We start from the raw sequence: 12,592 nt of genomic DNA on the forward strand, positions 1-12,592 counted from the left end.
AAGGAAATTCGCACTATACATAAATTTAAGCTTGCTAAAAAACAGGAAGTCCTACGTGGTCGGGAATTGGATCTCGCAATGGAAAGAGGACTTGGATATATGGAAAAGGAAAATTTACCGGAAACGCCCCTTGGATGCTGAGGGTGAAGGTTCCTTGTTGGGCGATATGCGCAAGTGGTATCGGCAGTTCTACCCCGACGACGATTTGCTTGGAGGGAATATCCGTGGCAGCTGACTTCCGTACCCCAATTTCGAAGGCGGTTCGGCCGGAGGACACGACGGAAGTGCTGTCAAAGTACCGCAGAAGCCAAGGGCGCGGCAAGGAAGAGTATGCCAGCATGGTAACGGCGTTTTACGACCTCATCACTGATGCTTACGAGTATGGATGGGGACAGTCGTTTCACTTCGCGCTGATGGAGCCCGGGGTGTCTTTCGGGGAATCCATTGCCAACCATGAGTATTTTCTGGGCGAAGCCATCGGACTGAAGCCGGGAATGAAGGTGCTTGATGTCGGGTGCGGCGTGGGCGGACCCCTGCGTTCTCTCGCAAGAAAGTACGGAGCTTCGATCGTGGGCCTCAACATCAGCGAATATCAGCTCGCAAAGTGCTCCGCGTATAACGGCAAGGCTGGCTTGGACCATCTCTGCAGCGTCCTCCACGGCGATTTCCTGAATATACAGGCGGAAGACGGGAGCTTCGACGCGGCTTACCATATCGAGGCCCTCCCTCATGCTCCGGACAAAGTCGCCGCCTTTGCCGAGATATTTCGTGTATTGCGGCCCGGCGCGGTCTTTGTCGGTTACGATTGGTGCATGACCCCCCTTTACGACGGCGGAAACCCCGGGCACCGAGAACTCAGGGAAGGAATCGAATACGGCAACGCTCTTTCGCAAATCGCTTCATTCACGCAGGTAAACGACGGCCTGCGGGCAGTTGGTTTCGAACTTGTCGAGGCGTTTGATCGCGCTCTGGACGCCGACATCAGGACGCCGTGGTATCAGCCGCTGGAAGGCAGCAGCCTGAATCTGAGGAGATTGCCGAGAACGGCGCTTGGCCGCAAAATCACTTCGGTGGCCCTGCGCGTTCTGGAAGATGTACGCGCCGTACCGAGAGGGTCATCCAAGGTACAGGAAATTCTCAATACCGCGGCTGACAGTCTCGTGGCCGCAGGACGTCTGGGAATTTTTACGCCCATGTACTACCACAAGGCGTGCAAGCCGGGATAATTCATGCAATGTAACAGGCCCCGGTACGGTTGCGGGTACGGTCACAGGGTGGAGCAGGTTATCTGCGGTTTTTCGTCTCCCGATACAGAGCCTCCGCGCGAAGTTTCAATCCCGCTCCCACATCGCCAAATCCGCGACGCATGTAACCGCCGAAAAACAGCGAGACGAACGGTGAAAGCACGCCGCTTAACAGGTCAACATTATGGTAGGTGCAGCTTGTGTCGCTTACAGGTTCCAGATGCTGCTCCCGCACCACAAACAAGAGCCAGGAAGTTCCGAAATTCCTGCTCCAGGCAAGAAGGCGTGGTTTTTCAAATGCGCATAAAGTTTCAGTTATTCTGAATTTTGTGGGCCCCATTCTTACCAATAGACGAACGGGCGACCCGATTTTAAAATCGGTTCTGGCTCGAGGTGTGAACGGATTCCACTCGCCGTAATTCTCGACGTCAGTCAGGACATCCCAAACGAAGTCAATGGGCGCGTCGATCTGAATGCGGTCGGTATGTACTTCTCTATTGATGCTCATTTTCGCTGCTCCCGGCTAGAGTTTTAACCCATGCATCCGAGTTGTCCCATAGAAGTTTCGACACATCCCGGTCTTTCGTATCGCCGGATGATTCCGCTGTTTCGCAACGCACGTAATATTTCCCACCTTGGAGTGGGTACTTGCTGGCGCACATCACGGAAGTCTGCGCGCCGAATACCGGACGCAGCAGGACAACAGACGCGAGCGCGGAACAGATTCTATTTAGAATATACCCGATCCTCCCTTCGTATTCCTGAGTCTGCATAAGGTTAGTCATAACAGAGCCGGGGTGCACCGCCGCCGACTGGAGGTTGTACTTTTCGGCAAATCGCCTCTGGATCTCGAAAGTAAAGTGGACTAACGCCAGTTTTGACAGCCCGTAAGCATCCCAGGAGTGATAGTCCCCGTAATCGCCAAACATGCTCTTGTTTTTCACTCTATCGTGCAGGTGGGAAGTCACGTTCACAATTCGCGCGTCTCCGCTTTCAAGACCGTTCTGCTTGAGAAGCGGAATCAGCAGGCTCGTCAGGTGGAAAGTTCCGAGGAAGTTAGTCCGCCAGTGAATTTCGAAACCGTCTTTCGTCATGGGCGGCTTTTTTCTCGGATTAAGGATATTCTTGTGAATCCCCGCGTTATTGACAAGTACGTGCAACCGGTCGTTGTAATTTTTCCGGTACCACGTCGTGAAATCATTGACGCTTTTAACATCGCAGAGGTCTAACCTGCGGGCTTTAATCTTTTTCTCATCGGCGCCAATGATTCGCAAGTCTTTCCTTAAAGAGTTTTCCATCAGTTCAACATCGTGAATACTGGTGACAACTACCGTGGCTCCCCAGCTTGCGAGGATCCTGGCCGTTTCGTAGCCGATTGAATTAGGAGCGGCACCTGTCACAATGACGTTCCGACCCGACATATCAGTTTCTTCCGCCATCGGCTTGCTCGTGAACAACCGCATGATATGAGTTACGGATTTTGAGAACGTCTTAGGCATGTGGAAACAGTATTATGTATAAAGCGTGGTCTCGCGTACAGCTGATCTTTATATAACACAAAAGCGCGGCCGGCTGCAGGACTCACTCTCGGGAATTGGTGACTAGGGGTTTGCTTGCTTCCCACAGCCTGGTTCCGTTTTTCTCGTCCGCCGCCGCGGGAGACACTGACTTTCGCTGCATTAAATGCAGGTAGATGCCTGTGTCGGTACCGGCCTCTTCCGCGCAGCACAAGTAGATTACCGGTCCGATAGCTTCTTCCGGGGACTGAAAAAAATATCTCAGCAGCGGGTTGACTAGGGGCTTCAGAATGAACGGTGTTTCCCGCGAAATGTTCGTGGCGACGCCTCCCGGACACATTGAGTGAACCGCAACCTCGGTTCTGCCACCCGTGTTCAGACGGCGCGAGAGTTCAGTCGCGAACGTACACATAACAAGCTTGCTGATACCGTAGTACTTGAAGCCTTCTCCGGGCTTGTAATCGGTAAATTCCCCGAGGCGGTCAAAATCGATGGTATGAGAGGATCGATGAGCTTCGGATGAGACGAAGATAATTCGTGGCGTCTCTCCTGCCTGGCCGGACGGACGGATCACGCCGTCTTTTAACCACCGGTCAATCATGACGCGACTTGCGAGGAAATGAACCGTGAACATTGTCTCGTATCCCTGTGGCGTTCTGGTCGCCTTTTGGAGCGCCAGGCCTGCGTTTAGAACCGCGATATCAATTTTGACGTTGCGGCTGCTCAGCTGATCGCAGAGACGGTGCACCGACCGAAGATCCGAGAGGTCCACTTCCATCATTTCCACGTTCTCAGAACCGGACAGTCTCTTTATTTCATCGCATGTCTTCGTATGACCGGGTCGACAGGCCAGAATCATGTTTGCGCCTCGCCTCGCGAGCTCGGCCGCGGCGGCCCTGCCGAGTCCGCTATTCGCTCCGGTTATCAGACAGGTTTTGCCGTCGATACGTACGTGTTTCGGAACGGGGTTCACTTCCGACACCTTGGGTTGCGCCAGATCTCGAATTGCGATGATTATAGCGTCTATGAAGGAACCGTCGCCCATCTGTTTTGTTTTTCGCTTCATCGCGGGTTTCTCCGTACTGTTTTCCGGTCTTTTAAGGTTGCCTGAATTCGCATAGACTACTCAAAAGGAATTTTATGCTTTTCGCGATAAAAAGAGAAATGATCTTCAATAATTTTCTCGCTCAACCCGAAATCACTTAAATGGTAGACGTGCCTGCCGAAGCGGTTTTGCGGATTTCTCTTCATAAAAGTCTCGGCTTGCCGTGCCGACTCAGCGTCAAAATCAATCCCGGCCTTCAGGTAAATCCGGCGAAGCTCGGCGATCGGATCCTTCATCAGGTCGTAGTACGAAACGTCGACGAATCGATCGGAATCCGTTTTGTCCCGGGACCGGATGGTTAACTCGACCATCCTGCGGGCCTTTTTTGACCAGTGTCTCGCGATTTCCCACGGGTCCACATGGTCGCTGAATATACCGCGGTTGTGAGCAACCATACTGCAGAAAGAGGGCATTGTTTTTTGAGGATCGCGGTGGGTCTGCACGACTGTCGCGGTGGGAAAAACTTTAAGAAATACATCCAGATATTCCATATGATGCGGAGTTTTCAGCACCCAGTTGCTGGCGGGACGCTGCCAGCACAGAATCTTGAGCACCTTGTGGAAATACTCATAGGTCTGCGTGTGGTCCTGTTCCTCAAGCCACCGTGAGTAGCTTGGCACATGCATTGTGGCTTCCGGCGCCTGGCTCATAAAGTTAAGATCAAGGAGCATTACATCTTCTTCCGGTTCCTTGTGGTCAATGGGGTGAACCGCCATGAACTGCGGGGACAGATACGAAATCAGTCGCTGCGCGAGGATCGCATGCAAATTCCGAGTGATCGTTTCTTCGGCCTTGTTTCTTGCGGGTAACGGGTTGAGTGCTTCCGCGCCCGACACGCCTCGAATATCAGGATGGGAATTCAGCAGCCTGTGCAGTATTGTTGTTCCACTGCGCTGCAGTCCCGTGATCAGGATAATCTTCCCCAGATCGATCTCGTGTATTTCGGGGCGCTGTTTCAGCAGTTCCTCAATCCGCAAGCGATGAACCAGTGCGCTTGCGAGTCGAATTTTCTGTATCAGCCTGCCGGTCTGGGTAAGCTCGGCTTCTTCATTAATCGAATTTATGAGAACCTCCAAGGCCTCAAAATGCCCGTCGTCCCCAAAATCCCGAAGCCCTGCTTTCCGGATCGCGGCGGCGGTGAGTTTTTCAATATCAAGGGAGCTCGACAATCCGAGGTTTTCAACCAGCTTCCCCGCGGAATTGAAAATCCTTACGGGAAGGGGACGATAGGGGTTCTTATAGTCTGTAGAAGTCTGCAGGTTCTTTCTGGCCATGGCGAATTGTTCAGCTCAGCAGCTGCTTAAGGTCAGTTAACTTTACCAACCTGGTCCGCGGTTTGGGATGTTCCCTGGCGCGCACCCACCTCAAGCACATCGTGCCGGAAGAATGTCCGGCTGTCTGGAGCCAGTTGGGATGGCCGGGATCCTCGTGAGCTACCACCAGGCGTACGGAACCGTCATTTTCGCAGCGAGCAAGATGCTTGTTAGTGTGTATCGTGTGATAGCGGTAGTCGAGCGATTCCATCCAGTAGTTGTTTAACTGGAAGTTCCAGTGCTCGCACTCAGGCGGCGTTACTTCTATCAAAAGCGCTTCGTCTTCCGCCACTTTCCAGTGACTGTGGTAGTAAATGATATTGGGATCACCCCCGGCGGCCAGCGATACTTCCGGCGGGAACATCGGCAGTTCGTTAGTATGCTTTTGAAAATCCCGGGCCCACTTGACGAACAGAAGCGGTGCGCCTGCCACGAGCGTTCCCGCGGTTTTCAGTCCTTCATCAAGCTGTTTCGGCGTCAATGGAGAAGGGCGGCGTTCATCTTCAGAACAGTTGATCCGTTCTATCCGCAAGTCTGCCGGAGTTTCTGTTTCGCGATCACAGAAAGTCTGACGCACCAGCAATGTGCCGGTTTCCGGTGTCATGGGGAGCCAATTTTTGCTTTGAGGTTTACAGCTGAGTATCAGTTCGAAGTACCCGTCTTCATCGGTTTCTATCTGGTCAGACTCTATATGCCCTGTTGGAGGCAGTCCTCGTCCTTGCCCGTAGTTACCGGACTGGGTGCCGAAGCTTAGGTACGCAATATTGTTGCGCCGCCCCGTGATTTTGTATTCATACTCGCCGCTTAGGGCCGCTGTCTGGTAGAAGTTATCGGGATTGTCCGCACCCAGCTTGGTTGTTTCGTTGACCACGCGATGAAGCACGGGTGCTTTCGGGTCGGCATGCTCGATAAATGCCATCAGTCCGGCCCGGGCGATGCGGCTTAAGTACCGATATCCTTCCGCCTGATTGAATGCGTCTCTGGGCGCCTTCGGGAAATTCAAGGTTGCTCCCGCGGCCTTTAAAGTATCGCAGAACTCATCCCAGGATTTTCCGCTGACTATCCGTTCGGCGGCCAGGTCGGCTTCTGTTTTGCCGCGCAGCTTCCGGATGAAAAGAGATGTCTTTCGAAACAGGGCGAGAAGACGGATCGCGAATTTTTGCATAGCGTACCTCTGGGCGGAACTGATCTTATCGCTTGCGGATGTGTTTTTCGATGTTTTCCGGCACAGGTTCTGTCCGAGAACAAAAGCTCGTTGTACCCTTTAAGCAAATGTATAAGACATACAGAAAATGGCAATTATTTTGTCATAAAGACCGCGGAATATAAAGATCCTCGGGCCGCTGAATATATACGGAATTGGAAGAAAAATGTATGATGAATACGTGAGTTCAGAAGGCTTAGAATTAGTTTTGAAAGGGAGAGTATAGATGTCTCTTGCAGAAACTGACAAACACATTCAGGGTCTCTATGAAGAATGGTCTTCGCTGCAACCTCTCAGCCGTGAGAATGACGAACGGCTTTGGGAGAAAATCCGGCTTGAATGGAACTATAACTCCAACCGTATAGAGGGCAATACTCTGACCTACAGCGAGACGGAACTTCTGCTTATCCACGGGCGCGCCGAGGGTGGTCATCCCCTGCGCGACTACGAGGAGATGAAAGCCCATAATGTGGGAATAAGTAAAGTAAGAGAATTTGCCGAAGACAAGGAGTACTGTCTAACGGAAGCGGACATACGCAGCCTGAATCTGATCATTCTCAAGGAGCCTTTCTGGAAAGAGGCCAAAACCCCTGACGGGCAGCCTACGCGCAAACAAATCCTTCCGGGGCAGTACAAAAACCAACCCAATCACGTAAGAACTGCGACTGGAGAAATCTTCAGATTTTCCCTTCCCGAAGAAACCCCGGCGAAAATGCGGGAACTGATGGAATGGTTCAGGGAAAATATTGAATCTCATCCGGCTTCAATAGCGTCTTTTCTGGCGGAGCTGCATCACCGGTTCATTCTTATTCATCCTTTTGACGACGGCAACGGCCGCATAGTGCGCTTATGGATAAACTATGCTCTTATGCGGTTCGGCTACCCTCCTGTTGTCATCAAAAGCGAAGACAGGGAGGGCTATATTTCCGCCATCCAGAAAGCGGATACAGGGAATATCGAAGCGCTTGCCGTTTATCTTGGCAAAAGCCTGATCTCGTGGCTTGAGATCGGGGTCAAGGCGGCGAAGGGAGAGGATATAAGCGAACCCCGAGATGTTGACAAAGAGATTGATATTTTTATCAAGGTAGAAAAAGCCAGAGGGTTAAAGGATGTAAGACCCCTGTCAAGGGGAGACATAGAAGAAATATATGAGCAGTTCTGGATAACCCTTCTTGGAGTATTTGAAAATCAATTCAAGCAGTTTGATGAACTTTTTTACTCAAGCAGGGTTTCCTTTAAACCGAGCGATTATGAAAGGACGCTTCCCGGGTATACGTTGGAGGAAAAGCTCAAAGAATATATAAGAAGGTGGGGAGAAGGAGAAGAAAGCAAACCGTTTGGATTAGAGGTTTTGTATGAAAATTACAAGGCATCTGAAACATTTGGGATGAAAGCAGAGTTGCTGATAAGAAAAAGACCCAGTGATTTTGAATACCGGATGAGAACAAAGGCTGAGCCAAGCGACTTAGCAACGTTAAAAGAAAGAAAAGACAGGCATGTGTGGAAAGATTCAGAAATAAGGGAATTTGTGGCGGAAGGAAAAAAGGATTTTCTCGAAATTCTGAAGAAGATGGCGGAAAAGACAGAAGAATGACAGTTCAGACTTAATCCCTACCTTTACCCAAAGACAGGATAATAGTATATAATCTCCTAGAATATCCATGTGAATCCCCGGAGGAAAGAAAAATGAAAATAATGTCCTGGCTCGATTCGGAAGATTACTGGTACATGAACTCCTTAAGCGAGCAGAACAAGGAAATTAACTACTACGGCTACGTGATGGAAGTCGGAGACGAGGAAGATTCGAGCAAGGCAAAAATCATGGTGATTGAACTGCAGAGCGTTAAGCTCGCGGTGGGATACATTGTTTCTCTTAGCATGGATTTGAGCGGGCAGATAGACATAGGTTTTATCTGCCAGGAAAGGCCGGATAAGGACATACCGTTTTCGTGCAAACTCTCCGGGGAGGTTAAAAACCTTACCTACGCTGGAGATGATCTTCAGAAAATAGAATACGCGGGGCTTGCGCTTGAAAAGTTCTACCAGAACAAGGGAGCAAAATTTTCTCTTCTGGATCTTCGCCCCAAGTCTGAGCAGAATCTGGACATGCCCTGACCAGGCCTCTGGCGGGCACAGAAACTCCGGAGCGGAAATAAAATGTCAGAAAAGAAAAAGATAGTTCTCGCCTATTCCGGGGGGCTTGACACCTCCGTGATTCTAAAGTGGCTTGTAAACGAGTACGACTCCGATGTCATAGCCTACGTGGCTGACATAGGACAGAAAGAGGACTTGCAGGAGGCGGAGCGGAAAGCCTGGGATACCGGAGCGTGCGCGGTATTCATCGAAGACCTAAGAGACGAGTTCGTAAGGGACTACGTTTTCCCCGCGATAAGCGCAAACGCCGTGTATGAGGGCAGTTATCTTCTGGGCACATCCATAGCGCGTCCCCTTATAGCGAAAAGGCAGATTGAGATAGCAAAGCGCGAGGGGGCCTTCGCGGTTTCCCACGGAGCTACGGGCAAGGGAAACGACCAGGTCCGCTTCGAACTTACCTTCTACGCTCTGCACCCCGACATAAAGATCATAGCCCCTTGGCGCGAGTGGGATTTCAGATCAAGAACCGATCTTGTGAATTACGCAAGGGAAAACGGAATAGACGTCACGGTGACCGAGAAAAAACCCTACAGCTGCGACCGCAATCTTCTTCATACAAGTTATGAGGGAGGAATCCTGGAGGACCCTTGGGCAGAGCCTCCCGAGGATATGTTCGAGATGACGGTTTCTCCCGAAGCGGCTCCCGACCGACCGGTCTATGTGGAAATCGGATTTGAAGGGGGTATTCCCGTTTCGGTTGACGGAGAGGGGCTTTCTCCCTCGGCGCTTCTTGGCTGCCTGAACGATGTCGCCGGAGCAAACGGCGTCGGGAGGGTAGACATTGTTGAAAACAGGTTCGTCGGCATGAAGTCAAGGGGGGTGTACGAGACCCCGGGCGGCACGGTTCTTCACGTAGCGCACAGGGCTCTTGAGTCGATCACCATGGACAGGGAAGTGATGCGTCTTCGGGATTCCCTGATTCCGAAGATATCGGAAATTATCTACTACGGTTTCTGGTTTTCCCCCGAGATGGAAATGCTGAGCGCCGCCATCCAACAGAGCCAGAAGAACGTAAGCGGCACGGTAAGGCTCAAGTTTTACAAGGGGAACGTCACAGTCTGCGGGAGAAAGTCTCCGAATTCGCTTTACAGCGAGAATCTGGCCACTTTCGAGGAGGATTCAGTTTACGACCAGTCAGACGCTACCGGGTTCATAAGGCTGAACTCCCTCCGCCTTTCCATGAAAAAACTTCTTGAGAGCAAATAGCCCTTTTGCGGATGAAAACGGATCAATTCAACTACGATCTTCCCAGCCGGCTGATCGCCCAGTACCCGCTTTCTGAGCGCAGCTCCTCAAGGCTCCTTGTGGTTGACAGGAAAACGCAGGGTTTTTCCCACGCCAGGTTCTCTGATCTTAGGAATTTGCTCCGCCCCGGCGACCTCATGATTCTTAACAACACGAGGGTTATTCCCGCGAGGCTTACTGGGCACGTGGAACGAAGGGGGGCCGTGGAGTTTCTCCTTACGGAGAAAAAGGATGAGACCCGGTGGAAGGTGCTTTTTAAGAATCCGGCCGAGGGTCTTCGGGTCTCCCTTGACGGAGGGGTGTCGGGCAGCCTTGAGAGGGAACCCGATAAAAGCTGGACGATAAGATTCAGTGAACCCGTCGAGCGGGTCATCAGCAGCGCGGGCCGGATGCCGCTTCCACCCTACATAGGAAGAGAACCCGAGCCTTCGGATAAAAAGACCTATCAGACTGTTTACGCGACCGAGGAGGGAGCGGTCGCCGCTCCGACGGCCGGGCTTCATTTCGACCCTGAACTTATCTCGGATCTTTGCGAAAAGGGCGTTCTGATGAAGCATGTCACTCTGCATGTGGGGGAGGGAACCTTCAGGCCCGTAAAGGAAGAGCTTATCGATAACCACGCAATGCATTCAGAACGCGTCTCGGTTCCACGGGAGACCGCAGAGGCGGTAAACGAAGCCAAGGCGCAGAAAAGAAGGATTATTTCCGTGGGGACCACGGTTACGAGGGCCCTTGAGTCGGCAGAGGGAGACATCGGGGAGATGCGGCCTTTTTCCGGAAGGACGGATCTTTTTATAAAACCTCCTTACAAATTCCGGTTTGTAGACGTTCTGATAACCAATTTCCATATGCCCCGCTCAACCCTTCTCATGCTTGTCTCCGCGTTCTGCGGCACAAGGGATCTGGCCCTTGCCGCTTATGAGGAGGCGATATCGCGTGGTTACAGGTTTTTGAGTTACGGCGACTCGATGATGATAGTGTGAGGGGTTTTTAACTTTGTACGTCCTCGGGTTTGTTTTTGTACATTATCAGGCGGAATTGTTATACTCTTGGGAAAAATGTTTTTCTTCAATCAATTTCCTAGGAGGAAAATAGCAGATGGCGACAGTAGTTACGGGAGCGACCGGGTTTATAGGATCGCATATAACCAGAAAGCTGGTTGAGAGAGGAGACCGGGTCAAGGTTCTTGTCAGAAAGACAAGCAATACTAAAAACATAGATTCTCTCGACATTGAGAAGGTTTACGGAGATGTTGGAGATCTGGATTCTCTTAAGGCCGCTTTCTCCGGATGCGACACGCTTTTCCATACGGCTGGGTTCGTGTCGTTTAAGAAATCGGATCACCAGAAAATGCTGGATATTAACGTGCGTGGTGCTTCGAATGTTCTCTCCGCCGCCATGGACGTGGGCGTATCCAAGGTTGTTTTCACAAGCAGCGTGGCTGCTATCGGGGTCGAGCGGGACGGTTCCCCGGTAACCGAATCCACCCAGTACGATCTATACTCCGATGGGATAGGGTACATGAACTGCAAGTATCTTGCGGAAAGAGAGGCGAAGAGCTTCAGCGAAAAGGGCCTTCCGGTGGTTATAACGAACCCTTCGGTGGTTCTCGGCGCGGGGGATATCTATCTTTCAAGTTCGGGATCGGTTCTGTGGTTCTGCAAGAAAAGATTCCCTGGTTACATGGACGGCACCTTTAACCTTGTCGACGTTGAAGACGTTGCGAACGGACACCTGCTCGCGGAGAAGAACGGAAAGCCCGGAGAGCGCTACATACTCGCAAACGAGAACGTCAATGTGCGGGGTTATTTCGCCCTTCTAGAAGAGATAACCGGCGTCTCCGCTCCCAAGATCAAGATTCCCTACGTGTTTGCTTACACCACTGCGTTTCTACTTGAGAGGGTTCTGGGACTCGGATTTCCGAATTATTCCACGCTCGACATCGATTCCATAAAGCTTTCAAGGTATAACTGGCATGCTGACAATTCAAAGGCCGTAAGGGAACTCGGATTCACGGTGACTCCGATCGAGCAGACTATACGGAAGACCGTGGAGTGGTTCAGGGAAAACGGCTATCTGAAGTAAGAAAGGGAGCAAAGTGGCGGCAAACAGTTTCGGAAGATTTTTCAGAATTACCACCTGGGGGGAGTCCCACGGCCCCGCTCTGGGAGTTGTAGTTGACGGCTGCCCCGCGGGACTTGAGATCTGCGCCGAGGACATACAGTACGAACTTGACAGGAGGCGTCCGGGGCAGAGCAGGATCACGACCCAGAGAAAGGAAGCCGACGCAATCGAGATACTCTCGGGCGTTTTTGACGGAAGAACCCTCGGAACTCCCATATCCATGATGGTGAGAAACACAGACGCCAAATCGAAATCCTACGAGGACATAAAGGACGTCTACCGTCCCGGCCACGCCGATTTCACCTACGACGAGAAGTACGGGCGCAGGGACCACCGGGGAGGCGGTCGCTCCTCGGCGCGGGAAACGGTCGGAAGGGTGGCCGCAGCCGCGATAGCCAAAAAAATCCTTAATTCCCACGGAGTGACTACCACGGGGTACGTAAAGCAGGTGGGAGACATAGTCGCCGAGGACATTGATTTTGACCGGATCGAGGAAAATCCCGTCCGCTGTCCCGACCCGCAAGCAGCAAAGAGAATGATCGACCTTATAGAATCGGTCAGAAAGGAGGGAGATTCCGTCGGAGGAACCGTTGAGGTAGTGTCCCGGGGGCTTCCTACGGGTCTCGGCGAGCCCGTGTTCAGCAAGCTTGACGCGGACCTCGCGCGCGCTCTTATGAGCATAGGGG

12 protein-coding genes are annotated in these 12,592 nt (G+C 51.8%); 7 read left to right on the top strand and 5 right to left on the bottom strand.

The window, feature by feature from the left end:
- The first annotated feature begins 134 nt into the window (after window positions 1-134).
- Window positions 135-1,226, top strand: a complete 1,092-nt coding sequence (locus F4Z13_01760; GenBank protein MXZ47972.1) for a methyltransferase domain-containing protein — start codon at window positions 135-137, stop codon at window positions 1,224-1,226.
- A gap of 58 nt (window positions 1,227-1,284) precedes the next feature.
- On the opposite strand, the gene F4Z13_01765 is transcribed toward F4Z13_01760, so the two are convergent.
- The 5 genes from F4Z13_01765 to F4Z13_01785 form a co-directional block, all read right to left on the bottom strand.
- Window positions 1,285-1,752 (bottom strand): SRPBCC domain-containing protein, encoded by a 468-nt coding sequence (locus F4Z13_01765; GenBank protein MXZ47973.1) that lies wholly within the window; start codon window positions 1,750-1,752, stop codon window positions 1,285-1,287.
- Window positions 1,739-2,743: an SDR family NAD(P)-dependent oxidoreductase gene (locus tag F4Z13_01770; protein ID MXZ47974.1), complete on the bottom strand. Its 1,005-nt coding sequence runs from the start codon at window positions 2,741-2,743 to the stop codon at window positions 1,739-1,741. The genes F4Z13_01765 and F4Z13_01770 overlap by 14 nt, the downstream gene beginning before the upstream one ends.
- Before the next feature lie 82 nt (window positions 2,744-2,825).
- Window positions 2,826-3,827, bottom strand: a complete 1,002-nt coding sequence (locus F4Z13_01775; protein MXZ47975.1) for an SDR family NAD(P)-dependent oxidoreductase — start codon at window positions 3,825-3,827, stop codon at window positions 2,826-2,828.
- A gap of 56 nt (window positions 3,828-3,883) precedes the next feature.
- Entirely contained in the window at window positions 3,884-5,140 is a 1,257-nt protein-coding gene (locus tag F4Z13_01780; GenBank protein MXZ47976.1) for a sulfotransferase, read from the bottom strand.
- A gap of 10 nt (window positions 5,141-5,150) precedes the next feature.
- Window positions 5,151-6,344 carry a DUF1214 domain-containing protein gene (locus tag F4Z13_01785; GenBank protein MXZ47977.1) on the bottom strand — a complete coding sequence of 398 codons (1,194 nt, stop codon included), beginning with the start codon at window positions 6,342-6,344 and terminating at the stop codon, window positions 5,151-5,153.
- Window positions 6,345-6,609: 265 nt separating this feature from the next.
- On the opposite strand from F4Z13_01785, the gene F4Z13_01790 reads away from it, so the two are divergent.
- The 6 genes from F4Z13_01790 to aroC form a co-directional block, all read left to right on the top strand.
- Entirely contained in the window at window positions 6,610-7,977 is a 1,368-nt protein-coding gene (locus tag F4Z13_01790) for a Fic family protein (GenBank protein MXZ47978.1), read from the top strand.
- Between the two features lie 92 nt (window positions 7,978-8,069).
- A complete protein-coding gene (locus F4Z13_01795; GenBank protein ID MXZ47979.1) occupies window positions 8,070-8,498 on the top strand; it encodes a hypothetical protein in 429 nt (142 codons plus the stop codon).
- 42 nt (window positions 8,499-8,540) lie between these two features.
- The gene (locus tag F4Z13_01800; protein ID MXZ47980.1) at window positions 8,541-9,743 is read left to right on the top strand and encodes an argininosuccinate synthase; all 1,203 of its coding nucleotides are present in this window, start codon (window positions 8,541-8,543) and stop codon (window positions 9,741-9,743) included.
- Between the two features lie 11 nt (window positions 9,744-9,754).
- A complete protein-coding gene (queA, locus tag F4Z13_01805) occupies window positions 9,755-10,765 on the top strand; it encodes a tRNA preQ1(34) S-adenosylmethionine ribosyltransferase-isomerase QueA (protein MXZ47981.1) in 1,011 nt (336 codons plus the stop codon).
- A 115-nt stretch (window positions 10,766-10,880) separates the two neighbouring features.
- Window positions 10,881-11,867, top strand: coding sequence for an SDR family oxidoreductase (locus F4Z13_01810; GenBank protein MXZ47982.1), 987 nt, complete (start codon window positions 10,881-10,883; stop codon window positions 11,865-11,867).
- Window positions 11,868-11,880: 13 nt separating this feature from the next.
- Window positions 11,881-12,592, top strand: a 712-nt coding sequence (gene aroC / locus F4Z13_01815; protein MXZ47983.1) for a chorismate synthase, incomplete at its 3' end; no start/stop codon positions are given.

The organism is Candidatus Dadabacteria bacterium (assembly GCA_009837205.1).
Taxonomy (GTDB): domain Bacteria; phylum Desulfobacterota_D; class UBA1144; order Nemesobacterales; family Nemesobacteraceae; genus Nemesobacter.

Excerpts from the sequence above, each read along its gene's own strand:
- F4Z13_01775 (MXZ47975.1), bottom strand. The coding sequence starts at position 3,827 with ATGAAGCGAAAAACAAAACAGATGGGCGACGGTTCCTTCATAGACGCT.
- F4Z13_01785 (MXZ47977.1), bottom strand. The coding sequence starts at position 6,344 with ATGCAAAAATTCGCGATCCGTCTTCTCGCCCTGTTTCGAAAGACATCT.
- F4Z13_01795 (MXZ47979.1), top strand. The coding sequence starts at position 8,070 with ATGAAAATAATGTCCTGGCTCGATTCGGAAGATTACTGGTACATGAAC.
- F4Z13_01765 (MXZ47973.1), bottom strand. The coding sequence starts at position 1,752 with ATGAGCATCAATAGAGAAGTACATACCGACCGCATTCAGATCGACGCG.
- F4Z13_01780 (MXZ47976.1), bottom strand. The coding sequence starts at position 5,140 with ATGGCCAGAAAGAACCTGCAGACTTCTACAGACTATAAGAACCCCTAT.
- F4Z13_01790 (MXZ47978.1), top strand. The coding sequence starts at position 6,610 with ATGTCTCTTGCAGAAACTGACAAACACATTCAGGGTCTCTATGAAGAA.
- F4Z13_01760 (MXZ47972.1), top strand. The coding sequence starts at position 135 with ATGCTGAGGGTGAAGGTTCCTTGTTGGGCGATATGCGCAAGTGGTATC.
- F4Z13_01770 (MXZ47974.1), bottom strand. The coding sequence starts at position 2,743 with ATGCCTAAGACGTTCTCAAAATCCGTAACTCATATCATGCGGTTGTTC.
- queA (MXZ47981.1), top strand. The coding sequence starts at position 9,755 with ATGAAAACGGATCAATTCAACTACGATCTTCCCAGCCGGCTGATCGCC.
- F4Z13_01810 (MXZ47982.1), top strand. The coding sequence starts at position 10,881 with ATGGCGACAGTAGTTACGGGAGCGACCGGGTTTATAGGATCGCATATA.
- F4Z13_01800 (MXZ47980.1), top strand. The coding sequence starts at position 8,541 with ATGTCAGAAAAGAAAAAGATAGTTCTCGCCTATTCCGGGGGGCTTGAC.